Raw genomic sequence first — 24,490 nt, forward strand, 5'->3', positions numbered from 1 at the left:
CAGCTGCGCCTGCGCCAGCTGGCGCCGCGTGGCGCCCAGGGCGCGCAGCAGGCCCGCTTCGCGCGTGCGCTCGTCCTGCGAGCCCATCAGGGCCGCATACAGCACCAGCAGGCCCGAGGCCAAAGTGAACGCAAACAGGAATTCGACGGCCGTCACCACCTGGTCCAGCACGCCCTGGATCTGTTTCAGCACGCCGCCCACGTCGACCACCGTCAGGTTCGGATACTCGCGCAGCAAGGCATTGCCCAGGTCCGCCTGCGCCGGCGGCAAATGAAATGCCGTGATCCACGTCTGCGGCGTATCGACCATGGCGGCCGGATTGATGATGACAAAGAAATTGACGCGCATCGAGCCCCATTCCAGCTTGCGCAAGCTGGTAATGGCCGCTTCCACGCTCTGGCCGGCGATATCGAAGCGCAGCTTGTCGCCCAGCTTGAGTTTCAGGGTCTTGGCGATGCCCTCTTCCACCGATGCCTCGGCTGGCGCGCCCGGCGCATTGCCGAACCACTTGCCGGCCACCAGCTTGTTTTCTTCCTGCATGGTGGCCATCGTCGACAGATTGAACTCGCGGTCGGCCAGGCCCTTGGCGCGGTCATCCTCGTAGGTAGTCTCCGTGATGGCGTTGCCATTCACCGCCACCAGGCGCCCGCGTATCATCGGATACAGGGGCGCGTTGGCCACGCCGGCTTTGGCCAGGCGCGCGGCAATCGGATCTTTTTGTTCTGGCAGGATATTGATCATGAAGCGGTTCGGCGCATCGGGCGGCGTGGCGTTGCGCCAGGCCACCATCAGGTCGCCGCGCACGACGGTCAGCAGCAGCAAGGCCATCAGGCCCAGGGCCAGCGACACCACCTGGATGACGGTGGCGCCCGGACGGCGCTGCAGGGACGTGACGGCAAAGCGCCAGCCCTGGTGATTGAAGGCGCCGCGCAAGGTCTTCAGCGACTTGATGCCCAGCCAGCCGGCCAGACCGAACAGGGCAAAGCCGCCGAGGAAGCCGGCCGCCGTCATCAGCGCCAGTTTCACGTCGCCGGCCTGCCACAGCAGCAGCACGACGAAGGCGGCGATGCCCAGGCCGTAGGTCGCCACGGCCAGCGCCTGCGGCGGTTCCTGTTCGCGGCGGATCACGCGGTTATGCGGGACATTGCGCAGCTGCAAAATCGGCGGCAGGGCAAAGCCCAGCAAGAGCAGCATGCCGGTGGCCACGCCTTGCAGCGCGGGCAGCATCGAGACGGGCGGCAAGTCGCTTTGCACCAGCTTGCCCAGCAGCTCCAGCAGCACCAGGTGGCCGCCGAAGCCCACCATCACGCCAACCACGCTGCCGGCCAGGCCGACGAGCAGGAATTCGATCACGTACATGGCCGTGACCTGGTTTTGCGTCAGGCCCAGGCAGCGCAGCATGGCGCAGGCGTCCAGGTGGCGCAGCATGAAGCGGCGCGCCGCCATCGCCACGGCGACAGCGGCCAGCATGGCCGACAGCAGGCCGACGAGCGACAGGAAACGGTCGGCGCGGTCCAGGGTCGATTGCATCTGCGGGCTGCCCGATTCCAGCGATTCGATGCGCACGCCCTTGATGGCCTGCGTCTTGATCTGGCTTTCCAGCCAGGCTTGATATTGCGCAATTTCGCCCGCCTTGGCCGGCGGCGCCGACAGCAGCAAGCGGTAGGACACGCGCGAGCCATTCTGCACCAGCGCCGTGGCGGCCAGGTCGCCCAGCGGCAGCATCACGCGCGGGGCGAAATTCAGGAACGAGGCGCCACGGTCCGGCTCGCTGGCGATCAGCTGCGTGACGGTAAATGCCTTGTCGCCCAGTTTCAAGCTGTCGCCCAGCTTGGCGTTCAGGCTGGACAGGATGGCCGCATCGACCCACACGGTGCCCGGCGCCGGCACTTGGTCTGTCGGCCGGCCCACGGCATCCTGCGCCTCGCTCGCATGCGTGGTGATTTTCAGCTTGCCCCGCTGCGGGTAGCCGGGCGAGACGGCCTTGATGGACGCCAGCTGCGAGGTCGACTGCTCGCCCTCGCCCGCCTGCGCCATGCTGGGAAACGTCACCGTGTCGGCCAGCATGAAACCGCGCTTGACGGCCTCGGCGCGCCAGGCCGGATTGACGGGCTGGTCGGCGCTGATGACGAGGTCGGCGCCCAGCAACTGGTGCGCGTCGCGGTTCAGGCCCGCGCGCAGGCGGTCGACAAAGAAGCCCACGGCCGACAGGGCCGCCACGGCCACGATCAGCGCGACGAGCAGGAAACGCAGTTGCCCGGCGCGCCAGTCGCGGCCGGTCATTTTCAGGGAGAGGCGGAACATGGGCGGCGGGTCTTTATGAAAAGATTAGTGCGTGGCGCCGTGGGCGGCGGCGTGCTGCGCGAAATACGCATCGACGGTGGCGAGGAAGGCATCCTTGCGCGCCTGCGGCAAGAAGGCGGCGATGAAACCGTTGCGCGCCAGGCGCTGCGCATGCGCCAGGCCCAGTGGCAGGGAATCGAAGATGGCGTCGAAGTTGTCGTTCATGTAGCCGCCGAAATACGCGGGGTCGTCCGAGTTCACCGTCACCAGCAGGCCGGCGTCGAGCAATTGCACCAGATTATGGTCATGCATCTGGTCAAACACGCGCAGCTTGGTATTCGACAGCGGGCAAACGGTCAGGGCGATCTGTTCGCGCGCCAGACGGGCCGTCAGGTCCGCGTCTTCCAGGCAGCGCACGCCATGGTCGATGCGTTCGACCTGCAAATCGTCGAGCGCCGTGCGGATGTAGGCCGGCGGGCCTTCCTCGCCCGCGTGGGCCACCAGGTGCAGTCCCAGTTCGCGGCAACGGGCAAACACGCGCGAGAATTTTTCGGGCGGGTTGCCCACTTCCGACGAATCGAGGCCGATGCCGATGAACTTGTCGCGGTGCGGCAGCGCGTCTTCCAGGGTCTCGAACGCTTCTTCCTCGCTCAGGTGGCGCAGGAAGCACAGGATCAGGGCCGCGCTCACGGGGCTGTCCTGGCAGGCGCGGTAAATGCCGTTGATCACGTCGGCCATCGCCACGCCGCGCGCCGTGTGCGTTTGCGGGTCGAAGAAAATTTCCGTGTGCAGGACATTGTCCGCCTCGGCGCGCTGCAGGTAGGCCTGCGTCATGTCATAGAAATCCTGCTCTTTCAGGAGCACGCTTGCGCCAGCGTAATAAATGTCGAGAAAAGATTGCAAATCCGTGAAAGCATAGGCGCTGCGCAAGTGTTCCACCGATTCATAGCCCAAAGGCACGCCATTGCGCTTGGCCAGTGCGAAAATCAGTTCGGGTTCCAGCGAGCCTTCAATATGGATATGCAGTTCGGCTTTCGGCATGCCGCGGACGATCGCGCGCAATTGGGGGTTCATCATGGGTGTTCCTTATAGGGTGTCGATAAAAATGCTGGCATGCACACGCCAGGGCGGCGCGCAGTGACGCGCCATGGCGGCTGCCATCAAACATGCAGGCATCTTAGCGCAAGATGGCCAGGCTCACCGGCGCAGGGCCAGCGACAAGCTTGTGGCAAGGCCGTGGCGGCGGCCATCGGGGCGGCACCGGCACATGCTGGCGAATTGTCGTATGATGATTCAAGAGGCGCTAAAAAGTTCATCTTAAACGCTGAAAATTTTGACGATTTATCCAATAAAATCAATCATTTACACACATGTATTAAGGATATTACGACATATCTTTTGACTTCCTGATCCTTTAGAGCAATAATTAATTTCATGGGGTAAGGGTAGGTGCATCAAGCGCTATCAGCACATGAAAAAAAAGCCGGCTGGCCACGTCAGCACACGGCATCAAGCGCCAGTTTTTTGGTTCGGGCAATCCGGACTCGCAAAGACAGCCGGGCTTGAAACAACAATAAAAATCGATACGGGGTACAGGAAAAGTTCAAGCGGCAAGCCCAGGCAAGTGCCAGGCGGGCGGCCATGGTGACTGGCAGTTTAGTTTTACATTAAAGGACATTCGACATGACCATTTTTGACAACTATGCAGCACGCTACGAGCGCACCCGCGAAGAGGAAATGTCGCTCACCGAATACCTGGCCCTGTGCAAGAAGGACAAGCTGACGTATGCCAGCGCGCCCGAACGCATGCTGGCCGCCATCGGCGAGCCGCAGCTGGTCGACACGCGCAACGACACGCGCCTGTCGCGCATCTTCGCCAACAAGGTCATCAAGATCTATCCCGCCTTCCGCGAGTTCTACGGCACCGAGGAAGTCATCGAGCAGGTCGTCTCGTATTTCCGCCACGCGGCGCAAGGCCTGGAAGAACGCAAGCAGATCCTGTACTTGCTGGGACCTGTCGGCGGCGGCAAGTCGTCGATCGCGGAAAAACTCAAGTCGCTGATGGAACACGTGCCTTTCTATTGCCTGAAAGGCTCGCCCGTCAACGAGTCGCCACTGGGCCTGTTCAACGAGGAAGAGGATGGCACCATCCTGGAAGAGGATTACGGCATCCCGCGCCGCTACCTGCGCAACATCCCCAGCCCGTGGGCCGTGAAACGCCTGCACGAATACAATGGCGACATCAACCAGTTCCGCGTCGTCAAGCGCTACCCTTCCGTGCTGAAACAGATCGCCATCTCGAAGACGGAACCGGGAGACGAGAACAACCAGGATATTTCGTCCCTGGTGGGCAAGGTCGACATCCGCAAGCTGGAAGACTATGCGCAGGACGATCCGGACGCCTACAGCTATTCGGGCGGCCTGTGCCTGGCCAACCAGGGCTTGATGGAATTCGTCGAAATGTTCAAGGCGCCGATCAAGGTCCTGCACCCGCTGCTGACGGCCACGCAGGAAGGCAACTACAAGGGCACGGAAGGCTTCGGCGCGATTCCGTTTGACGGCATCATCCTGGCCCACTCGAACGAATCGGAATGGAAGACCTTCAAGAACAACCGCAACAACGAGGCCTTCCTTGACCGTATCTATATAGTCAAGGTGCCGTACTGCCTGCGCGTGTCCGATGAAATCAAGATCTACGACAAGCTGGTGGCCAATTCCTCGCTGGAAAAAGCCCCGTGCGCCCCGGGCACCCTGCGCATGATGGCGCAGTTCGCCATCCTGTCGCGTCTGAAAGACCCGGAAAACTCCAGCATCTTTTCCAAGATGCTCGTCTACGATGGCGAAAACCTCAAGGACACGGACCCGAAAGCCAAGTCCATGCACGAATACGTGGACTACGCGGGCGTCGACGAAGGCATGAACGGGCTGTCGACGCGCTTCGCCTTCAAGATCCTCTCCAAAGTGTTCAACTTTGATAATTCCGAAGTGGCCGCCAATCCCGTGCACTTATTATATGTACTGGAGCAGCAGGTCGAGCGCGAGCAGTTCGCGCCGGAACTCGAGCAGCGCTACTTCTCCTATATAAAAGAGCACCTGGCGCAGCGCTACGTGGAATTCATCGGCAAGGAGATCCAGACGGCCTACCTGGAAAGCTATTCGGAATATGGCCAGAACATCTTCGACCGCTATGTGACGTTCGCCGACTTCTGGATACAGGACCAGGAATACCGCGATCCGGACACGGGCGAGAGCTTCGACCGCGAATCGCTGAACAACGAACTGGAAAAGATCGAGAAACCGGCGGGGATTTCCAATCCGAAGGATTTCCGAAATGAAATCGTCAACTTCGGACTGCGCGCACGGGCGTCCAACGGCGGCAAGAATCCCGCCTGGACCAGTTATGAAAAGTTCCGCACGGTGATCGAGAAGAAAATGTTCTCGAATACGGAGGAATTGCTGCCGGTGATATCGTTCAATGCCAAGGCCAGCGCCGACGATGCCAACAAGCACGCCGACTTCGTGGCCCGCATGGTGGAAAAAGGCTACACGGCCAAGCAGGTACGCCTGTTATGCGAGTGGTACTTGCGCGTACGCAAGTCATCCTAGCGCGACAGCGGGCGCGCTCCCGCCCGGCAACGGGCGGAGCGCGCAAGACGAGAAGCAAGGAGGCACCCTTTGACATACCTCATCGACAGGCGCTTGCAGAGCAAGAATAAATCCGCCGTCAACCGCGAGCGTTTCCTGCGGCGCTACAAGGGCCAGATCAAGGATGCCGTGGGGCGCGCCATCAAGGGGCGCTCGATCACGGACGTCGAGAATGGCGAAAAGGTCAGCATCCCCGTCAAGGACGTGGGCGAACCGGCGTTCGGCCACGCGCATGGCGGCGTCTGGGAAGTGGTCAATCCCGGCAACAAGGAATACCTGAAGGGCGACCAGATCGCGCGGCCGAAAGGCGGCGCTGGCGGCGGACGGGGCAAGGCGGGCAACAGCGACGAGACGACGGAAGACGATTTCATCTTTGAATTGTCGCGCGAAGAATTCATGAATTATTTCTTCGAGGACCTGGAATTGCCGCACATGGTGAAAACCCAGCTGACGGCCACGACGGAATTCAAGAACCAGCGCGCCGGCTACAATATGTCGGGCACGCCATCGAACATCCACGTGCTGCGTTCGCTGCGCGGCGCGCTGGGCCGGCGCATCGCCGTCGGCGGCGGCGCCCGCAAGCAGCTGGCGCAGGCGGAAGACGAACTGGCCACCCTGCTGCACCAAGGCTTGCCAGACAGCGATCCGCAAGTGCAGGAGCTGCGGCGCCTGATCCACCACCTGCACACGCGCTTGCTGGCCATCCCCTTCATCGACCCGTTCGACTTGCGCTACAGCAACCGCATCAAGGTACCCAAGCCCATGACGCAAGCCGTGATGTTCTGCATCATGGACGTTTCCGGTTCCATGGACGAATCGCGCAAGGATACGGCCAAGCGCTTTTTCATCCTGTTATACCTGTTCCTCAAGCGCGCCTACGACAAGATCGAGGTGGTGTTCATCCGCCACCATACGGCGGCGGCGGAAGTGGACGAGCATGAATTCTTCAATTCGCGCGAATCGGGCGGCACCGTCGTGTCGTCGGCCCTGCATCTGCTCAACACCATCATCGACGAGCGCTATGGCGCCGGCCAGTGGAACAGCTACGTGGCGCAGGCGTCGGACGGCGACAACTGGGACAACGATTCCGTGCTGTGCCGCCAGCTCTTGATCAATACCATCATGCCCAAGGTGCAGTACTACACGTATGTCGAGATCACCGATGGCCCGCAGCAAAACCTGTGGGAGCAATATGCGGGCGTGCTCGACCATCACGCCCATTTCGCCATGCAAAAGATCGTCACGCCGGCCGATATCTATCCGGTCTTCCGCGAACTGTTCAAGAAACAGGTGAAATGATGAGTGCAGCCTTTGACCGCGCCAGCAGCACCCCGGGCGAGCCGTTCGTGCGCCTGCGCCACCCGAACGCCTTGCCCGAGCAGTCGGAATGGACGTTCGAGCTGATCGAACAAATCCACGAGGAAATCCGCCGGGTGGCGAAACAGTTTGGCCTTGACACCTATCCGAACCAGCTGGAAATCATCACGGCCGAGCAGATGATGGATGCCTACACGTCGGTGGGCATGCCCGTCTCGTATAACCATTGGTCATTCGGCAAGCATTTCCTGTCCACCGAGAAAAGCTACAAGCGGGGCCAGATGGGCCTGGCCTACGAGATCGTCATCAACTCGAACCCGTGCATCGCCTATTTAATGGAAGAAAACAGCCTGACCATGCAGTCGCTGGTGATCGCGCATGCGGCGTATGGCCACAATTCCTTCTTCAAGGGTAATTATCTGTTCCGCGCCTGGACGGATGCGGACGCCATCATCGACTATATGGTGTTTGCCAAGAACTATATTGCAGAATGTGAGCAGCGGCACGGCGTCGATGCCGTGGAATTGCTGCTCGACTCCTGCCACGCCATCCAGAACTATGGCGTGGACCGCTACAAGCGCCCGGCCAAGCTGTCGATGGCCAAGGAATATGCGCGCCAGAAAGAACGCGAAGAATACGTGCAGTCGCAGATCAACCAGCTGTGGCGCACCCTGCCCCGCCGCGACGAGGACGAGGACGAGGAAGACCAGCGCAAGGCCATCCCCCGCTTTCCGCCGGAACCCGAGGAAAACCTGCTGTACTTCATCGAGAAGTACGCGCCGCTGCTGGAACCGTGGCAGCGCGAGATGGTGCGCATCGTGCGCAAGATTTCCCAGTATTTCTATCCGCAGCGGCAAACCCAGGTCATGAACGAGGGCTGGGCCACCTTCTGGCACTACACCATCCTGAACCAGCTCTACGATGAAGGCGTGGTGGGCGATGGCTTCATGATGGAATTTTTGAAAAGCCATACCAACGTGGTCTACCAGCCGCCCATCGACAGTCCTTATTACAGCGGCATCAATCCGTATGCGCTGGGTTTTGCCATGATGAGCGATATCCGCCGCATCTGCGAGCACCCGACGGACGAAGACCGCGCCTGGTTCCCCGACATGGCCGGCAGCGACTGGCGCAAGAGCCTGGACTTTGCCATGCGCAATTTCAAGGATGAAAGCTTCATCGCCCAATACCTGTCGCCGCGCCTGATCCGTGAATTCCATTTCTTTGCCGTCCTCGACGATGATAAAAATGAAAAACTGGCCATTTCGGCCATTCATGACGACGCCGGCTACCGGTATGTGCGCCAGCAGCTGGCGGAACAGTACAACCTGGGCAACCGCGAACCGAATATCCAGGTCTGGTCCGTCAATACGCGCGACGACAGGGCCCTGACCTTGCGCCATACGCAATTCCAGCGCCGGCCATTGAACCAGCAGGCGGCGGAAGTGATCAAACACGTGGCGCGCCTGTGGGGCTTCGATGTGCATCTCGATACGGTCGACCCGCAGGGGCTCGTCCTGGGGACATTAAATTGCCGGAGGGAAAAACGGAACCGCCGCGATGACCCAGCTGTCCGGCCATAAATAGGTTTATTGATAATAATCAATATCAAGAATATAAGCGTTGCCTATGGCTACATAGGAATTCAGTATGGCCATACGGCCTCGGAGATGGCTCCGGGGCCGCTTTTTTTGACCTGTGCAAAGTCCTTCCCGCACCTGTTTGGTGCGCGTGCCAAGCTAAGTGGTCTGGTTCAGACCTAAAATATTTCCAAAAGGAAAGATTTTTCTCCAAATTTAGCAGTTTCCATATTGAATATCACGAAATATAATTCCGCCATATCGGCACATCGGAGAACTTAGCAGTAGTCGTCCAAAACAGCTGTAAAAAACCGATAAGACCGCCTTTTTTTCTGTCCGAAAGCGTGCAAAGATGACATAAGCAAGTACGTTTTCAGGGCGCAAAAGCGCCAAAAATTTAACCGGTTTTAGGCGTTAAAAATCTGTGTAAAATAAAGAATTCGTATGTATAATTCGGCGACGTCCCGGATACGGCTGGAGCTTTGTGTCGTCATTTTGGGGTTCAGTTGCAAGACAAGAGATGGTATTTGGAGAAAGCAGGCATGAATTTTTCGAACGAGAAAAGTCCCAAGAACTACACAGGCATCACTATCGTTGTCCTGCTGCACGTTCTCGCGGCTTACGGGATCGTGACGGGCTTGGGCAAGCGGTTGGTCACCAAAATGATGGAACCGGTTGAAACCAAGATTATCGAGGAAGTCAAACCGCCTCCACCGAAGGATCTTCCACCGCCACCACCGCCGCCAGAAATGAAGGCACCACCGCCGCCATTCATTCCGCCAGTCGAGGTGAACGTGCAGCAGCCGCCACCACAACAGAACGTGATTGCAAATACGACTGCTGTGAAGCCAGCCACGAATGTATTGGCACCGCCAGCACCGCCTGCACAGCCTGCGCCAACTCCTGGACCAGCCAAATCGGTGCGCACACCGGCCGTGGTTGACTTCAGCGTCTGCGAAAAGCCGACTTATCCAAAGTCGTCGCAGCGCAACGAGGAAACCGGTGTCGTGACACTGTCGTTCCTGATCGGTGTGGACGGCAAGGTCGCTGATTCGAAGATCGTGAAGTCCAGCGGCTTCAGAGACCTGGACAGAGCTGCGGTGCAAGGTATCAGCCGCTGTACATTTAAGCCGGCAACAGTCGACGGCAAGCCGGAACAAGGCTGGCAGCAAATGCAATACGTTTGGTCGCTGGATTAAAACCCGAGGCAGTTATCCCCTGTCTCACACTATGATTTCGTTGTCATTACGTTCAGCGATCTGTTATTTTTAATTTTGGAGGAAGCATGTTTAAGAATACCCGTTTGTCCGCATTTTTTGCCGCGGTTCTGTTGTCCGTTACCGCTACTACCGCTCTGGTAGCAGCTCCGGCATTCGCTGACGCACCAGCATCGGCAGCAGCTACGGCTCCAGCGGCAGACGCTGCAGCAGCACCAGCACCAGTTGCTGACGCAGCAGCCCCAGCAGCAGACGCAGCCGCTCCAGCCGCTGACGCAGCAGCTCCAGCCAAAACCGAAGAAGTCCACAACCCGTTCGGCCTGCAAGCAGTATGGGACGGCGGCTTCGTGCCACGCGCTACCCTGATCATCATGGTCATCATGTCGATCGGTACCTGGTACATCATCATCACCAAGCTGATCGATCAAATGAAGATCTTCAAGCAAGCTAAAGAAGCAGCTGCCAAATTCTGGAAAGCTCCTTCGATCGCTGCTGGTTCGGCAACCCTGGAAGAAGGTTCGCCATTCCGCTTCATCGCTGAATCGGGCACCAAGGCAACGGCTCACCATGACGGCGCCCTGCTGGAACAAATCGATCTGTCGACCTGGGTGACGATGTCGATCCAGCGCGCTTCGGACAAAGTTCAATCGCGTCTGCAAGATGGCCTGTCGTTCCTGGCAACCGTTGGTTCGACCGCACCGTTTATCGGTCTGTTCGGTACCGTTTGGGGTATCTACAACGCACTGACCGCTATCGGCATGACCGGTAACGCATCGATCGACAAAGTTGCAGGTCCAGTTGGTGAAGCACTGATCATGACCGCTTTCGGTCTGCTGGTCGCTGTTCCTGCCGTTCTGGGTTACAACTGGTTGGTTCGTCGTAACAAAACCGCAATGGAAGACATCCGCTCGTTCAGCGCCGACGTTCACTCGGTCCTGGTTTCCGGCGTAATGTCCACCAGCGAAGCTGGCCGTGCTGCCGGCGCTAAAAAGATCGGATAAGAATCATGTCGATGTCCGTCGGCTCCGACAGCGGAGAACAAGATCAGGTAATGTCAGAAATCAACACGACGCCGCTTGTCGACATCATGTTGGTTTTGCTGATCATTTTCTTGATCACGAGTCCGGTTGTCCTTAAGCTGCAGAAAATCGATCTGCCGATTGAGGCCAATCAAGCCCTTCAAACCAAGCCGCAAAACGTTAACATCGTTGTTAACAAGGATGGCGAGATTTACCTGGGCCAGACCAGACTGAAAGACACGAACGAGCTGTTCGATTATCTTAAAGTTGAAGCAGTGAAAGTACCGCAGCCGGAAGTACACGTTCGTGGCGACCAAGAAACACGCTACGAATCGATCGGCCGGGTTATTTACACGACCCAACGTGCCGGGATCCAGAAGGTCGGCTTCATCACCGAACCACCTGACAAGGGCTGATAGCGACTGACAGCGGCGCCCCGGCAACACAGGGGCGCCACTGAAGGAAGCTTGCCGGGCGGCAGTTTCGCCCGGTGCTTCGTTGGACTTCTTAAAGGAAACACTATGAGTATGAATGTCGGTTCGGGAAGCGCTCCAGGCGCGGATCCGGAACCAATGATGGAACTGAACATGACGCCCCTCATCGACGTGATGCTGGTGCTGATTATCATGTTGATCATCACGATTCCTAAGCAAAACCACTCGGTGAACCTGAACATGCCGGTCGGCACCCCGCCGCCACCGACAACCGAACCAGTGGTCGTCACGATCGATGTCGATTTTGATGGCACTATCTTGTGGGACAATCAGGTCGTACCTGATCGTAATACGCTGGAAGCCAAACTGAGCAATGTTGCTGCGCAAGCAGACCAGCCAGAAGTGCATCTGCGTCCTAACAAGCTGGTGGAATACAAAGTCGTCGCCGGTGTGATGGCGTCGGCGCAGCGTCTGGGCGTGACCAAAATCGGTCTGGTCGGCAACGAGCAATTCCAGTAAGCTGTAGCAATCAGGTTATCTTTACATCCGAATAGGCAGGACTTCCTGCCTATTCGCTTTTTACTGAAAGACTTTCTCATGTCCAAGTTTCGTCTCGCTCATCTCGGCCTCGTCATGGCCGCTATCGGTTTTACCGCAGCAACTCCTGTAATCGGCCTGGGCTCGCTGGCATATGCCGCCGACACCGTGCGCGCCGAAGTCGGCAAGCCACTGCAAGAAGCACAAAAACTCGCTAGCAGCGGCAAAAACAAGGAAGCGCTGGCCAAACTGCGCGAAGCAGACAGCGTCGGCGGCAAGACCGCCTTTGAAAGCTACCAGATCGAACGCGTACGCGCTTCGGCCGCTGCCGCCGCCGGCGACAACGGTACCGCCATCAAGGCCTTCGAAGCCGTCATCAACTCCGGCCGCCTGAGCGCCGCCGAAGCCCCGAAATTCACGCAAGCCCTGGCCGGCATGTACTACCGCGCCAAGGACTGGCCTAACACCATCACCTGGATCAAACGCTCGCTGAAAGACCGCGAAGATCCACAGATGCGCGAACTGCTGATCCAGACCTACTACGTCAGCGGCAACTACGCCGAAGCGGCAAAAGAGCTGCAGGCACGCGGCGGCAACTCGGAAGCGAGCCTGCAAATGCTGGCCAACATCCAGTTGAAGCAGAACGACAAGGCTGGCTACGTCGCCACCCTGGAAAAACTGGCCGCCAGCTATCCAAAGACCAGCTACTGGGCTGACCTGCTGAACCGCGTATCGGGCAAGCCTGGCTTCTCGCAACGCCTGGGCCTGGACGTGCAGCGCCTGCGCCTGGCCAACGGCCTGTTCACCAAGCCTTCCGAATACATGGAAATCAGCCAGCTGGCCCTGCAGGCAGGCAATCCGGGCGAAGCACTGGCCATCATCGAGCAAGGCTACAAAAAAGGCGTGCTGGGTACCGGCGCCGATGCGGCCCGCCACCAGCGCCTGAAAGACCTTGCCCTGAAAACCCAGGCTGACCTGAAGGCCAACGCCGCCAAGTCGGAAGCGGAATACGTCAAGAACAAGGACGCCGACAGCTTGAGCAAGCTGGGCTTCGCCCTGGTGTATGACGGCCAAACCGAGAAGGGTCTGGCCCTGATGAACGACGCCGTGAAAATGGGCACCGCCAAGTACGCGGAAGAAGCCAAGCTGCACCTGGGCATCGCCTACATCCACGCCGGCAAGAAATCCAACGCCATCACCGCGCTGAAAGCCGTCAAAGGCACGGATGGCGCGGCAGACCTGGCACGCTACTGGACGTTGATGAACAAGTAATTGACATCGCACCCAAGCTACCGCGCGTCGCGCTTTGCGGCCTGTGATGCTCACCGTACCAGCGTACGGTGGCGCTTCTCGGCCACAAATCACTGCCGCTCGCCACGCTTGGGTTCGACGTTGAGAGTGTACTGAATCCATACCAAAAGCGTTGCCAGCTCAGTTGCCGGCAACGCTTTTTGTCCATTTCAGGGGGGAAATTACCCTTCAGGCCGCCCTTGCGGCTGTGCATCCCTGAAACAGTCCGTATAATCCCCCTTTTGGCACAGTTTTTCATCAGATTCCCATGAAGGTATTCCGCGGACTTCCCAATGCCCAGGCACGCGCGCCTTGCGCTTTGACCATCGGCAATTTTGACGGTGTCCACATCGGCCATCAGGCCTTGCTGGCGCGCGTGCGCGAGGCAGCGACCGAGCTCGGCATCGAGGCGGCCGTGATGACGTTCGAACCGCATCCGCGCGAATTCTTCGCGCAGCGCGCTGGCGACCTGTCGAAAGCCCCGCAACGCATCGCCAACCTGCGCGACAAGCTGCAGTCGCTGGAAGACGCCGGCATCGACCGTGTCGTCGTCGAGCACTTCAGCGCCCAGTTCGCCGCCCTGACGCCGCAGGAATTCACGGAAAAAGTCCTCGTCGACGGCTTGCACGTGAAGTGGCTGATGGTCGGCGACGACTTTTGCTATGGCGCCCGGCGCGCCGGCGACGTGGCCATGCTGCAGGAAGCGGGCCGCCAATACGGTTTTCACGTTGAAACGTTACCGACCGTGATGAATGGCAGCACGCGCATTTCCTCGTCGGCCGTGCGCCTGGCGCTGGCCGCCGGCGATTTCCCGCTGGCGACGCAGCTGCTGGGCCATACCTACGCCATTTCCGGCCATGTGATCCATGGCCAGAAACTGGGCCGCACCCTGGGTTTCCCCACCCTGAACCTGCGCGTGGCGCATCGCCCCGCCCTGTCCGGCATTTTCATCGTGCAAGTGCATGGCCTGGGCCCGCAACCGCTGCCGGCCGTGGCCAGCCTGGGCGTGCGCCCCACCGTCGATGACAGCGGCCGCGTCTTGCTGGAAGTGCATCTGTTCGACTTCAATCAGTCCTGCTACGGCAAGCTGGTGCGCGTGGAATTTCTGGAAAAGCTGCGCGACGAAGAGAAATACGATGATCTGCCCACCCTGACGGCCGCCATCGAACGCGACTCGAACCAGGCACGCGCCTATTTTGCGCAGCGCCGCAGCGCCATTACCGCCACCGACCGAATTTGACCCCGGCCAACTCCGCCGCCTGGCGGCGCCCGCCGCCGCCACACACCTGCTGCAAAACATCTACACCATACAAGTAAAGAAGACTATGTCCGATCAAAACAAGCCAGCCGCGCCCAAGCAGAACAAGAAGCCAGAAAGCAAATACCCGGTCAACATGACGGAAACCCCGTTCCCGATGCGCGGCGACATGGCCAAGCGCGAGCCGCAATGGGTACAGCAATGGCAAGACAAGAAAATCTACGAGCGCGTGCGCAAGGCTGCCGCCGGCCGTCCGAAATTCATCCTGCATGACGGCCCGCCGTATGCGAATGGCGACATCCACCTGGGCCACGCCGTCAACAAGATCCTCAAGGACATGGTCGTCAAATCGCGCTCGCTGGCCGGCTTTGACGCGCCGTATGTACCGGGCTGGGATTGCCACGGCATGCCGATCGAGATCCAGATCGAAAAACTGCACGGCAAGAACCTGCCGACGGCCGAAGTGCTGGAAAAAGCCCGCGCCTACGCCAACGTGCAGGTCGAGCGCCAGAAGAAGGACTTTATCCGCCTGGGCGTGCTGGGCGAATGGGACAACCCCTACCTGACCATGGCGCACGGCAATGAAGCCGACGAGCTGCGCGCGCTGGGCAAGCTGCTGGAAAAAGGCTACGTCTACCGTGGTCTGAAACCGGTCAACTGGTGTTTTGATTGCCAGTCGGCGCTGGCGGAAGCTGAAATCGAATACGAAAACAAACGCGACCCGGCCATCGATGTCGGCTTCAAGTTCGCCGAATTCGACAAGCTGGCCAAAGCCTTCAATCTGCCGACACTGCCGACCGAAAACGGCTTCGTCGTCATCTGGACCACCACGCCTTGGACCATCCCGTCGAACCAGGCGCTGAACGTCCATCCTGAATTGAAATACGCGCTGGTCGAAACCACGCGCGACGGCCAGCCTTTGCTGCTGATCCTGGCGCAAGACCTGGTCGAATCCTGCCTGGCGCGCTTCAAGCTCGATGGCACGACGATCGCCACCTGCGACGGCGCCGCGCTGGAAGGCATCAGCTTCCGCCATCCGCTGCACGCGTCGGACGCTTTCTACGACCGCCTCTCGCCGATGTACCTGGCCGACTACGTGACCGCCGAAAGCGGCACGGGCGTGGTGCACTCGGCGCCCGCGTATGGCGTGGACGACTTCATCTCGTGCAAGGCGCACGGCATGCAGGACGACGACATCATCAAGCCCGTCATGGGCGACGGCAATTACGTTTCGACCTTGCCCCTGTTCGGCGGCATGAGCATCTGGGATGCTTCCAAGCCGATCTGCGCCGCCCTGAAAGAAGCGGGCGCCCTGTTCGAAGTCAAGATGTTCGACCACAGCTACATGCATTGCTGGCGTCATAAAAAGCCCGTCATCTACCGCGCCACCTCGCAGTGGTTCGCCGGCATGGACGTGACGCCGAAAGACGGCGGCGCGACCCTGCGCGAAACCGCGTTGAAAGGCATTGCCGAGACCGAGTTCTTCCCGGACTGGGGCCAGGCGCGCCTGCACGGCATGATCGCCAACCGTCCCGACTGGACCCTGTCGCGCCAGCGCCAGTGGGGCGTGCCGATGGCTTTCATCGTGCACAAGGAAACGGGCGACCTGCATCCGCGCACCCCCGAGCTGCTGGAACAGGTGGCCAAGCTGATCGAAAAGGACGGCATCGAGGCATGGCAGGCGCTCGATCTGAAAGACCTGATCGGCGACGAAGCGGCCATCTACGCGAAGAACAAGGACACCTTGGACGTATGGTTCGATTCCGGCGCCACGCACCAGACGGTGCTGGGCGGCCCGCAAGGCCACGGTTCGCATTCGACGCAGCTGCAATTCCCGGCCGACCTGTACCTGGAAGGCTCGGACCAGCATCGCGGCTGGTTCCACTCCTCCCTGCTGGTGTCGTCGATGCTGAATGGCCGTCCGCCATATAAAGCCCTGCTGACGCACGGCTTTACGGTCGATGGCGAAGGCAAGAAGATGTCCAAGTCGCTGGGCAACACCCTGGCGCCGCAAAAGATCTCCGACACCCTGGGCGCCGACATCCTGCGCCTGTGGATCGCCTCGACCGACTACACGGGCGAGCTGTCGATCTCCGACGAAATCCTGAAACGCGTGACGGAATCGTACCGCCGCATCCGCAACACCCTGCGCTTCCTGCTGGCCAATACGTCGGACTTCAATCCGGCCACGGATGCCGTGCCGGTGGCGGACATGTTCGAGATCGACCGCTATGCGCTGGCCAACATGGCCTCGCTGCAGCAGCAGATCGAGAACAACTACGCGCGCTACGAATTCCACCCGGTGGTCTCAAAACTGCAGACCTACTGCTCGGAAGACCTGGGCGGCTTCTACCTGGACATCCTGAAGGACCGCCTGTACACCACCGGCCTGAGCTCGCAAGCGCGCCGCTCGGCGCAGACCGCCCTGTGGCACATCACGCAAAGCCTGCTGCGCCTGATGGCCCCTGCCCTGTCGTTTACGGCAGAAGAAGCGTGGGCCGTCTTCGCAGGAAGCGAAGCGTATGCCGCCAGCGACGAAACCATCTTCACGCAAACCTGGTGGCAGCTGCCGGAAGTGGCGGACGCCGCCGGCCTGCTGGAGAAATACACTGCCCTGCGCGCCGTGCGCACGGATGTGACGAAGCAGCTGGAAGACTTGCGCACCTCGGGCGCCATCGGTTCCTCGCTGCAGGCGGAGCTGACGATCAAGGCCGCGCCGATGAAGTACAAGCTGCTGACGACCCTGGGCGACGACCTGAAGTTCGTCTTTATCACCTCGCAGGCAACGGTGGCTGAAGTGGCCGACGAAGCGGCCGAAGAGGTGGTCGTGGCCGCATCGACGGCACCGAAGTGCGAGCGCTGCTGGCACTACCGTGCGGACGTGGGCACGGACGCCGCGCATGCTACCCTGTGCGGCCGCTGCGTCAGCAACCTGTTTGGCAAGGGCGAAGTTCGCCGCTTCGCCTAAAACAGCAAGCCGGGGCCGGATGACTCCCGCCCCGCTCCCACCGCCGCGGCCTGCAAGGGCAGCGGCGGCTTTATCTTCCCTGGAAAAATATGGCCACTAAAAACCGTTTTTCATCGAAATCGTCCTCCTCATCGTCGCTGGTGCCCTGGCTGGGCATCGCCGCCATCGTCATCCTGTTCGACCAGATCACCAAGATCACGATCCTGAAGACCTTCCGCTATGCGCAAGAGATGGTCATCACCTCGTACTTCAACCTGGTACTCGCGTATAACAAGGGCGCCGCGTTCAGCTTCCTGTCCGACCAGGGCGGCTGGCAGCGCTATTTCTTCACCGGCATCGCCCTGGCGGCCGCCATCTACATCATCTACCTGCTGAAAAAGCACGCGGGCCAGCGCATGTTCTGCTGGGCCCTGGCGCTGATACTCGGTGGTGCGCTGGGCAATGCCATCGACCGTCTGATGTATGGCCACGTGGTCGATTTCCTCGACTTCCACTGGAAAAGCTGGGGCCATTTCCCCGCTTTCAATATCGCCGATAGCGCCATCTGCATCGGCGCGGCCCTGTTCATCATCGATGAACTGCGCCGGGTAAACAAGTAATCACGACTGCGGGAGAACGGCATGGAACTGTCCGGCAAAAAAATCGTCCTGGGACTCTCGGGCGGCGTCGCCTGCTACAAGGCGGCGGAATTGTGCCGCGCGCTCACAAAAGCGGGCGCCTCGGTGCAGGTGGTGATGACGGATGCGGCCAGCCACTTCATCACGGCCGTGACGATGCAGGCGCTGTCCGGCCACCCCGTGCACACCAGCCAGTGGGACCCGCGCATCGACAACAACATGGCGCATATCGATCTGACGCGCCACGCGGATGCCATCCTGATTGCGCCATGCTCGGCCGACTTCATGCGCAAGCTGGCGCATGGCGTGTGCGACGACCTGCTGTCTACCCTGTGCCTGGCCCGTCCTTCCCACCTGCCCTTGCTGGTGGCGCCGGCCATGAACGTGGAAATGTGGCAGAACCCCGCCACGCAGCGCAATGTGCAGCAGCTGCGCGATGACGGCATCGAGCTGTTTGGCCCCGCCGCCGGCGAGCAGGCTTGCGGTGAAACGGGCCTGGGCCGCATGCTGGAACCGGAACAGCTGCTGACGGAACTGATCGCCGCCTTCCAGCCGAAAGTATTGGCCGGCAAGCGCGTGCTGGTGACGGCCGGCCCGACCTTCGAGGCCATCGATCCCGTGCGCGGCATCACCAATCTGTCCTCGGGCAAGATGGGCTATGCGGTGGCGCGCGCGGCGCGCGAAGCGGGCGCCGAAGTGCTGCTCATTTCCGGCCCCACGGCCCTCGATTCGCCCTTCGGCGTGCGCCGCATCAATGTGCAAAGCGCGCAGCAGATGCACGATGCCGTGCTGGCCCACGTCGACGACCAGCATGTCTTCGTCGCCGTCGCCGCTGTCGCCGACTGGCGTGTCGTCAACGCCAGCGAGCAGAAAATGAAGAAGCAGGCCGACGGCTCCGTGCCGGAACTGCAGTTCGCGCAAAACCCGGACATTCTCGCCACCGTGGCGGCACGCACCAACCTGGCCGGCTACCCCTACTGTGTCGGCTTTGCCGCCGAGTCGGAAAACCTGGTGGAATTCGGTTCGACCAAGCGCGAAAAGAAAGGCATCCCCCTGCTGGTCGGCAACATCGGCCAGAACACCTTTGGCCAGGACGACAACACCATCATCCTCTTCGATGAAGAAGGCCATACCGTGCTGCCGCGCGCCTCGAAACTGAACCTGGCACGCCAGCTGATTTCGGAAATCTCCAAGCGCATCGCCAAGAATTCGCTGCTCAAATAACCACCCATACGACTTAGCTTAGTTAATCAGATTCATGAAAAATATCGACATCAAGATCCTCGACGCACGCATGAAAGAACTGCTGCCAGCCTACGCCACGCCGGGCAGCGCGGGCCTCGACCTGCGCGCCTGCATCGACGACGCCATCACCATCGAAGCGGGACAGACGGTGCTCATTCCCACCGGCCTGGCCATCCACATCGGCGACCCGTCGTATGCGGCCATGATCCTGCCGCGCAGCGGCATGGGCCACAAAAACGGCATCGTGCTGGGGAATCTGGTAGGCTTGATCGACTCCGATTACCAGGGCCAGCTGATGGTATCGACCTGGAACCGGGGCCAGAGCGCATTCACGCTCAATCCCATGGAACGCCTGGCGCAGCTGATTATCGTGCCGGTGCTGCAAGTGGGCTTTAACGTCGTCGAGGAATTCGGCGACAGCGAACGCGGTGTTGGCGGTTTCGGCAGCACCGGCAAACATTAAGGACTTACTTATGCCAGGTTTCCGCCATCTGATCCCAGCCCAAACTTCGCTGCGCCGATTGGCCACTCCCATTTTGCTGGCCAGCGCGGCCATTCTCGCCGGCTGTACCACCCCGGGCACGAATGTCAGCGGCCCGTTCAACGTGGTGCCGGCGCCCGACGCTCCCGCCTTCACGGCGCAGCAAAAGGCGGCGCAGGAAGAACTGGTGAAGATGGTGGCGCTGCAGGACCGCCTGTCGAAAGTCTCGGCGCCCCTGCTGATCAACAATGCGGACCTGTGCAAGACGTATGCGCGCAACCTGCTGGGCTTCACGGCCCAGAACAAGTATTCCTACCCTGGCATCTATGCCGACGCGGCACAGGCGGCGCTCGGTTACGGCGAACAGATGCAGGTGTCCGGCGTGCTGCCTGGCAGCGGCGCCGCGCGCGCCGGACTGCGCAAGGGCGACGCCTTGCTGGCGGCCGAAGGCAAGCCGCTGCCGGCCGGCCCGAAAGCGGAAGGCCCGTTCGGCGCCATCGTCGGCCCGCTGGCATCCAAGAGTGCCAGCCTGAACATGACCATCGCCCGCGAAGGCCAGCAGCAGGACCTGAAAATTCCCGTCACGCGCGCCTGCGCCTTCCGCGTCGCCCTGGGCAATGCGGACAATATCAACGCGTATTCGGACGGTTCGCGCATCATGCTCACGCGCGGCATGATCAACGCGGCGCAGAACGATGAAGGCATCGCCTTTGTCATCGCCCGCGAAATGGCGCACAACATTCTCGACCATGCGCGCAGCCAGCGCACGGCAGGAACTTCCGGCAGCATCATCGACAGCCTGGGCGCCGTGCAGCCCGACGTGTCGATGCTGACGGGCGCCGCCGGCATCAAGGCCATGCCACAGGAACTCGATGCCCAGGCCGATGCCCTGGCCATCTACCTGCTGGCGCGCGCCGGCTACAACGTCGACAACGCCGCACGCTTCTGGCAGCGCCTGGCCACGCAAGTGCCGGCCACGGTCGCCAACGGCTACACGGCCCTGCACCCTGGCACCAACTCGCGCATGGCCGCCATCAACCGCGCCGTGGCCGACGTGCGCGCCAAGCAGGCGGCGAAGAAGCCGTTGAAACCTTAGACCTGATGCAGCAAGGCGGCGCCTGACGCAGCAGGTTTGGTCAGGCGCCGGGGAAGTTGGGGAAGTAGGTGCCCATGACCCATGTGAGGGCGCCGCAAAACACTACCGCCAGGAAGAGGGCGATGAGCAGCTTGCCGAACTTGGGAATGCCGTCGTCTTGGGTCTCGTGGTCGTTTGACATGAAATCTCTCCGCAGGCTGTTGGAGAGCGTAGTATAGCCACAATATTGAAGAATATTCCATACTTTGCCGACCCGGCACGGCAAGCACACTGCGCACCCCATGGATAGCATCGACCTTGAAGTCCTGAAAACCTGTGCCGCCTGGCTCGCCGCCGGGCAGCGCTGCGAACTCGTCACCGTCATCAAGACCTGGGGTTCCAGTCCCCGCCCCGTGGGCGCGACCCTGGCCATCTGCGAAGACGGCACGGTGGTCGGTTCCGTTTCCGGCGGCTGCATCGAAGACGACTTGATCGACACGGTGCGCACGCACGGCATCGTGCGCACGCGGCCGGACATCGTCAGCTACGGCATCAGCGCCGACGAAGCGCACCGCTTCGGCCTGCCCTGCGGCGGCACCATCGAACTGGCCATCGAACCGCTGCATGCGGACAGCGGCGTAGCCGAGCTGCTGGCGCGCCTGGAAGCCCATGAACTGGTCGAGCGCCGCCTCGACCTGAATACCGGCGGCGTGACCTTGCAGCGCGCCGCGCCAGGCGCCCTGCTGGCCCTGGACAATGACGTGCTGACCACGCAGCATGGCCCGCGCTGGCGCTTGCTGATCATCGGCGCCAGCCAGCTGTCGCGCTTTGTGGCGCAAATCGCCACGGCCATGGATTACCACGTCATCGTCTGCGACCCGCGCGAGGAATACCGCGGCGGCTGGAATGTGCCCGGCGTGCCCCTGCTGCACGCCATGCCCGACGACGTGGTGCTGGAACTAAGACTCGACAGCCGCAGCGCCGTCGTCGCCCTCACCCACGATCCCAAGCTCGATGACCTGGCGCTGATGGAAGCATTGAAGTCGCCCGCTTTTTATGTCGGCGCCATCGGTTCGCGCGCCAACAATGCCAAGCGGCGCGAACGGCTGCTGCAGTTCGATGTCAGCGCCGACCAGCTGGCGCGCCTGCACGCGCCCATCGGCCTGTACATCGGCAGCAAGACGCCGGCCGAAATCGCCATTTCCATCCTGGCCGAACTGACGGCCGTGAAAAATGGCGTGCCGGCCGCCCTGCAGATCCAGCACGCGGCCGCCCTGAGCCCGCCCACCACCGATATTTGCGCGCGCTGAAGCCGGACAAGCAAGAAACGAGATGCGCCAGCGGCGCGCCCCTGCTACCTTCCCTGATTTGACCACCATGACACTGCTGCACTGGATCCTCCCCCTGCCCGCCGGCTACCGCCGCGACGATGTCATCGCCTTTCACAGCCGCGACGGGGAAGCCGTGGCGGAGCAGGTCACGCCTACAGGCCTGCGCAAGGGCATTTTGCTGCAAGGCGTGCCCGTGGCGCTGGACGTGGCGTTGACAGACGCTGCGGCCATCTGCCGCGCCGAGATCGATGGCGCCGCCAACACCGGCCTGCAGGCGCCGCTGCATGGCGCGCTGCTGAACATCCTCGGCCTGCGCATCGACCCGCTGCCGTTCGCGCAACTGGCGGCCAACGATACGCTGCTGGCGCCGCTGGTGCGGCTTAATCCGGGCTTGCGCATCGTGCAATCGGCCAGCCCGTTCGAGGCGCTGACATGGGCCATCATCGGCCAGCAGATCAACCTGCCGTTTGCCATCGCCCTGCGACGTACCTTCATTCTGCAGGCGGGGCGCCGGCACAGCAGCGGCTTGTGGTGCTATCCGGAGGCGCAGGATGTGGCGCGGCTGGCCATCGAGGACCTGACCAGCCGTAAATTTTCGCGCGCCAAGGCGGAAACCGTGCTGCGCCTGGCGCATCTCGTCAACGATGGAGCATTGTCGCTGGAGCTGCCGCCCTCCGGCGACGTGTCGGCCATCTCGCAAGCGCTGCTGGCCGTGAAGGGCATTGGCCCGTGGACCGTCAATTACGCGCTGCTGCGCGGCTACGGCTATGCCGACTGCTCGCTGCATGGCGACGTGGCCATCCGCGCCGCGCTGCAAAAGCTGCTCGGCGAAGAAGTCAAGCCGGACATGGCCCGCACGGAACAGTGGCTGCGCCACTACGCGCCGCACCGTACCATGGCCGCCGCCCACCTGTGGGCCAGCCTGCATGCGCCGGAAAAAATAGTTCACCGACCCGGGAATAAATAGCGGGCGACAGGCGTCTATCCCTTGCAAGCCCTCAACAACCTCAAGGAGACCGACATGCGCTTCACCACCACTTTCGCCGCCACCGCCCTCGCCGCCCTGCTTTCCGCCCCGCTGGCCTTCGCCGCCGACGCCATGCCCGCCAACGGCATGCTGGTCAATGCCAGCGGCATGACCGTCTACGTGTTCGACAAGGATGTCGCCGACAGCGGCAAGAGCGCCTGCAGCGGCGGCTGCCTGGTGGCCTGGCCCGCCGTCATCGCCACCGAAGCGGCACCCGCCGCCCCGTACGGCAGCATCAAGCGCGAAGACAATGGCGCCATGCAGCTGACCTACAAGGGCAAGCCCCTGTACCTGTACAAGGAAGACAAGAAGCCGGGCGACGCGACGGGCGACAACTTCAAGAACGTGTGGCACGTCGTCAAGCCCTGAGCCTTCCACCCCCCCGCCACCATGACCACGCAAGAGGACAGCCGCCTGCTGCAAGCGTGTCTGCCCGGCCTGCGCCGCTATGCGCGCGCGCTGGCCGGCGCCCTGCATGCGGACGACCTGGTGCAGGACACCGTGGAGCGGGCCTGGCGCAAGCTGGAACAGCGCAGCGGCGAGATGCGGCCCTGGCTGTTTTCCATCATGCATAACCTGCACGTGGACCAATTGCGCCGCGCCGGCCCGCCGCTGCAGGAACTCGACGACGATGCCCTGCTGCCCGCGCCCGAGCGCGCGCCAGGGCAAGCCATCGCCATCGGCGAAATGGATGCGGCGCTGGGCCGCCTGCCGCTGGGCCAGCGCGAAGTGATCCTGCTCGTCGCGCTGGAACAGATGCCGTACGAGCAGGTGGCGGCCACCCTGGGCATCCCCGTCGGCACCGTCATGTCGCGGCTGTCGCGCGGGCGCGAGAAACTGCGCGCACTGCTCGACGGCCGCCCTGCCGGCGGCCATGGCGTGCCCACCCTGAAAGTCGTGAAATGACTACGCAAGCCATCAGCGAAGCGCAACTGCACGCCCTGGCCGACGGCGTCCTGCCCGAGGAACAGCGCGCCGCCATCGACGCCCACCTGCGCGCGCATCCGGACGATGCGGCCCGGGTCGACGCCTGGCGTGAACAGAACCGGCAGCTGCGCGCCCTGTTCGACCCCGTGCTCGATGAAACCGTGCCGCCGGCGCTGCTGCAGGCAGCGTCGCCTGCGGCGGCGAATGGCGCCTGGCACCGCCACGCCATGCAGGCGGCA

At 61.4% G+C, this 24,490-nt stretch carries 22 protein-coding genes; 19 read left to right on the top strand and 3 right to left on the bottom strand.

The window, feature by feature from the left end:
- Both JaAD80_RS11950 and JaAD80_RS11955 read right to left on the bottom strand, forming a co-directional pair.
- On the bottom strand, positions 1 to 2,304 hold a 2,304-nt coding region (locus tag JaAD80_RS11950; protein WP_102294364.1), incomplete at its 3' end, for an ABC transporter permease.
- A gap of 24 nt (positions 2,305 to 2,328) precedes the next feature.
- Entirely contained in the window at positions 2,329 to 3,360 is a 1,032-nt protein-coding gene (locus JaAD80_RS11955; protein WP_102294365.1) for an adenosine deaminase, read from the bottom strand.
- A gap of 606 nt (positions 3,361 to 3,966) precedes the next feature.
- Here JaAD80_RS11955 and JaAD80_RS11960 point away from each other — a divergent pair.
- The 14 genes from JaAD80_RS11960 (at position 3,967) to JaAD80_RS12025 (ending at position 20,987) form a co-directional block, all read left to right on the top strand.
- On the top strand, positions 3,967 to 5,889 hold the full coding sequence (locus JaAD80_RS11960; RefSeq protein ID WP_102294366.1) for a PrkA family serine protein kinase: 1,923 nt from the start codon (positions 3,967 to 3,969) through the stop codon (positions 5,887 to 5,889).
- A 69-nt stretch (positions 5,890 to 5,958) separates the two neighbouring features.
- Positions 5,959 to 7,227, top strand: a complete 1,269-nt coding sequence (locus JaAD80_RS11965) for a YeaH/YhbH family protein (protein ID WP_102294367.1) — start codon at positions 5,959 to 5,961, stop codon at positions 7,225 to 7,227.
- Positions 7,227 to 8,828, top strand: coding sequence for a SpoVR family protein (locus JaAD80_RS11970; RefSeq protein ID WP_102294368.1), 1,602 nt, complete (start codon positions 7,227 to 7,229; stop codon positions 8,826 to 8,828). The genes JaAD80_RS11965 and JaAD80_RS11970 overlap by 1 nt, the downstream gene beginning before the upstream one ends.
- A gap of 539 nt (positions 8,829 to 9,367) precedes the next feature.
- A complete protein-coding gene (locus tag JaAD80_RS11975; protein WP_102294369.1) occupies positions 9,368 to 10,024 on the top strand; it encodes an energy transducer TonB in 657 nt (218 codons plus the stop codon).
- A gap of 86 nt (positions 10,025 to 10,110) precedes the next feature.
- Complete coding sequence (locus JaAD80_RS11980) at positions 10,111 to 11,043, top strand: MotA/TolQ/ExbB proton channel family protein (protein WP_219726814.1); 933 nt, start codon at positions 10,111 to 10,113, stop codon at positions 11,041 to 11,043.
- Positions 11,044 to 11,048: 5 nt separating this feature from the next.
- Entirely contained in the window at positions 11,049 to 11,477 is a 429-nt protein-coding gene (locus JaAD80_RS11985) for a biopolymer transporter ExbD (protein WP_102294371.1), read from the top strand.
- Positions 11,478 to 11,582: 105 nt separating this feature from the next.
- Entirely contained in the window at positions 11,583 to 12,014 is a 432-nt protein-coding gene (locus JaAD80_RS11990) for a biopolymer transporter ExbD (protein WP_180979394.1), read from the top strand.
- Positions 12,015 to 12,092: 78 nt separating this feature from the next.
- Positions 12,093 to 13,304, top strand: coding sequence for a tetratricopeptide repeat protein (locus JaAD80_RS11995; RefSeq protein ID WP_102294372.1), 1,212 nt, complete (start codon positions 12,093 to 12,095; stop codon positions 13,302 to 13,304).
- A gap of 286 nt (positions 13,305 to 13,590) precedes the next feature.
- Positions 13,591 to 14,562, top strand: a complete 972-nt coding sequence (locus JaAD80_RS12000) for a bifunctional riboflavin kinase/FAD synthetase (protein ID WP_102294373.1) — start codon at positions 13,591 to 13,593, stop codon at positions 14,560 to 14,562.
- An 85-nt stretch (positions 14,563 to 14,647) separates the two neighbouring features.
- Positions 14,648 to 17,548, top strand: a complete 2,901-nt coding sequence (ileS, locus tag JaAD80_RS12005; protein ID WP_102294381.1) for an isoleucine--tRNA ligase — start codon at positions 14,648 to 14,650, stop codon at positions 17,546 to 17,548.
- 89 nt (positions 17,549 to 17,637) lie between these two features.
- A complete protein-coding gene (gene lspA / locus JaAD80_RS12010) occupies positions 17,638 to 18,147 on the top strand; it encodes a signal peptidase II (RefSeq protein ID WP_076568171.1) in 510 nt (169 codons plus the stop codon).
- Between the two features lie 21 nt (positions 18,148 to 18,168).
- Entirely contained in the window at positions 18,169 to 19,389 is a 1,221-nt protein-coding gene (coaBC, locus tag JaAD80_RS12015) for a bifunctional phosphopantothenoylcysteine decarboxylase/phosphopantothenate--cysteine ligase CoaBC (protein WP_102294374.1), read from the top strand.
- Positions 19,390 to 19,423: 34 nt separating this feature from the next.
- Entirely contained in the window at positions 19,424 to 19,873 is a 450-nt protein-coding gene (gene dut, locus JaAD80_RS12020; RefSeq protein WP_102294375.1) for a dUTP diphosphatase, read from the top strand.
- Between the two features lie 58 nt (positions 19,874 to 19,931).
- On the top strand, positions 19,932 to 20,987 hold the full coding sequence (locus JaAD80_RS12025; RefSeq protein WP_308410592.1) for a M48 family metalloprotease: 1,056 nt from the start codon (positions 19,932 to 19,934) through the stop codon (positions 20,985 to 20,987).
- A 40-nt stretch (positions 20,988 to 21,027) separates the two neighbouring features.
- On the opposite strand, the gene JaAD80_RS30695 is transcribed toward JaAD80_RS12025, so the two are convergent.
- Entirely contained in the window at positions 21,028 to 21,168 is a 141-nt protein-coding gene (locus JaAD80_RS30695) for a hypothetical protein (protein WP_180979395.1), read from the bottom strand.
- Positions 21,169 to 21,268: 100 nt separating this feature from the next.
- On the opposite strand from JaAD80_RS30695, the gene JaAD80_RS12035 reads away from it, so the two are divergent.
- The 5 genes from JaAD80_RS12035 to JaAD80_RS12055 form a co-directional block, all read left to right on the top strand.
- On the top strand, positions 21,269 to 22,276 hold the full coding sequence (locus JaAD80_RS12035; RefSeq protein WP_102294378.1) for an XdhC family protein: 1,008 nt from the start codon (positions 21,269 to 21,271) through the stop codon (positions 22,274 to 22,276).
- A 67-nt stretch (positions 22,277 to 22,343) separates the two neighbouring features.
- Positions 22,344 to 23,264 (top strand): DNA-3-methyladenine glycosylase, encoded by a 921-nt coding sequence (locus tag JaAD80_RS12040; protein ID WP_102294379.1) that lies wholly within the window; start codon positions 22,344 to 22,346, stop codon positions 23,262 to 23,264.
- Positions 23,265 to 23,318: 54 nt separating this feature from the next.
- Positions 23,319 to 23,693 carry a hypothetical protein gene (locus JaAD80_RS12045; protein WP_102294382.1) on the top strand — a complete coding sequence of 125 codons (375 nt, stop codon included), beginning with the start codon at positions 23,319 to 23,321 and terminating at the stop codon, positions 23,691 to 23,693.
- Positions 23,694 to 23,714: 21 nt separating this feature from the next.
- The gene (locus JaAD80_RS12050) at positions 23,715 to 24,230 is read left to right on the top strand and encodes an RNA polymerase sigma factor (protein ID WP_102294380.1); all 516 of its coding nucleotides are present in this window, start codon (positions 23,715 to 23,717) and stop codon (positions 24,228 to 24,230) included.
- A partial coding sequence (locus JaAD80_RS12055; protein ID WP_180979396.1) for an anti-sigma factor occupies positions 24,227 to 24,490 on the top strand: 264 nt, incomplete at its 3' end. The genes JaAD80_RS12050 and JaAD80_RS12055, both read left to right, overlap by 4 nt.

This window comes from Janthinobacterium sp. AD80 (genome assembly GCF_002878455.1).
Lineage (GTDB): Bacteria > Pseudomonadota > Gammaproteobacteria > Burkholderiales > Burkholderiaceae_D > Janthinobacterium.

What these genes read in the sequence shown, in the direction of transcription:
- JaAD80_RS12035 (WP_102294378.1), top strand. Translation starts at nt 21,269, where the DNA reads ATGGATAGCATCGACCTTGAAGTCCTGAAAACCTGTGCCGCCTGGCTC.
- JaAD80_RS11980 (WP_219726814.1), top strand. Translation starts at nt 10,111, where the DNA reads ATGTTTAAGAATACCCGTTTGTCCGCATTTTTTGCCGCGGTTCTGTTG.
- coaBC (WP_102294374.1), top strand. Translation starts at nt 18,169, where the DNA reads ATGGAACTGTCCGGCAAAAAAATCGTCCTGGGACTCTCGGGCGGCGTC.
- ileS (WP_102294381.1), top strand. Translation starts at nt 14,648, where the DNA reads ATGTCCGATCAAAACAAGCCAGCCGCGCCCAAGCAGAACAAGAAGCCA.
- JaAD80_RS11975 (WP_102294369.1), top strand. Translation starts at nt 9,368, where the DNA reads ATGAATTTTTCGAACGAGAAAAGTCCCAAGAACTACACAGGCATCACT.
- JaAD80_RS11990 (WP_180979394.1), top strand. Translation starts at nt 11,583, where the DNA reads ATGAGTATGAATGTCGGTTCGGGAAGCGCTCCAGGCGCGGATCCGGAA.
- JaAD80_RS11960 (WP_102294366.1), top strand. Translation starts at nt 3,967, where the DNA reads ATGACCATTTTTGACAACTATGCAGCACGCTACGAGCGCACCCGCGAA.
- JaAD80_RS12045 (WP_102294382.1), top strand. Translation starts at nt 23,319, where the DNA reads ATGCGCTTCACCACCACTTTCGCCGCCACCGCCCTCGCCGCCCTGCTT.
- JaAD80_RS30695 (WP_180979395.1), bottom strand. Translation starts at nt 21,168, where the DNA reads ATGTCAAACGACCACGAGACCCAAGACGACGGCATTCCCAAGTTCGGC.
- JaAD80_RS12050 (WP_102294380.1), top strand. Translation starts at nt 23,715, where the DNA reads ATGACCACGCAAGAGGACAGCCGCCTGCTGCAAGCGTGTCTGCCCGGC.
- JaAD80_RS11995 (WP_102294372.1), top strand. Translation starts at nt 12,093, where the DNA reads ATGTCCAAGTTTCGTCTCGCTCATCTCGGCCTCGTCATGGCCGCTATC.
- JaAD80_RS11970 (WP_102294368.1), top strand. Translation starts at nt 7,227, where the DNA reads ATGAGTGCAGCCTTTGACCGCGCCAGCAGCACCCCGGGCGAGCCGTTC.
- JaAD80_RS11985 (WP_102294371.1), top strand. Translation starts at nt 11,049, where the DNA reads ATGTCGATGTCCGTCGGCTCCGACAGCGGAGAACAAGATCAGGTAATG.
- dut (WP_102294375.1), top strand. Translation starts at nt 19,424, where the DNA reads ATGAAAAATATCGACATCAAGATCCTCGACGCACGCATGAAAGAACTG.
- JaAD80_RS12040 (WP_102294379.1), top strand. Translation starts at nt 22,344, where the DNA reads ATGACACTGCTGCACTGGATCCTCCCCCTGCCCGCCGGCTACCGCCGC.
- JaAD80_RS11955 (WP_102294365.1), bottom strand. Translation starts at nt 3,360, where the DNA reads ATGATGAACCCCCAATTGCGCGCGATCGTCCGCGGCATGCCGAAAGCC.
- JaAD80_RS12000 (WP_102294373.1), top strand. Translation starts at nt 13,591, where the DNA reads ATGAAGGTATTCCGCGGACTTCCCAATGCCCAGGCACGCGCGCCTTGC.
- lspA (WP_076568171.1), top strand. Translation starts at nt 17,638, where the DNA reads ATGGCCACTAAAAACCGTTTTTCATCGAAATCGTCCTCCTCATCGTCG.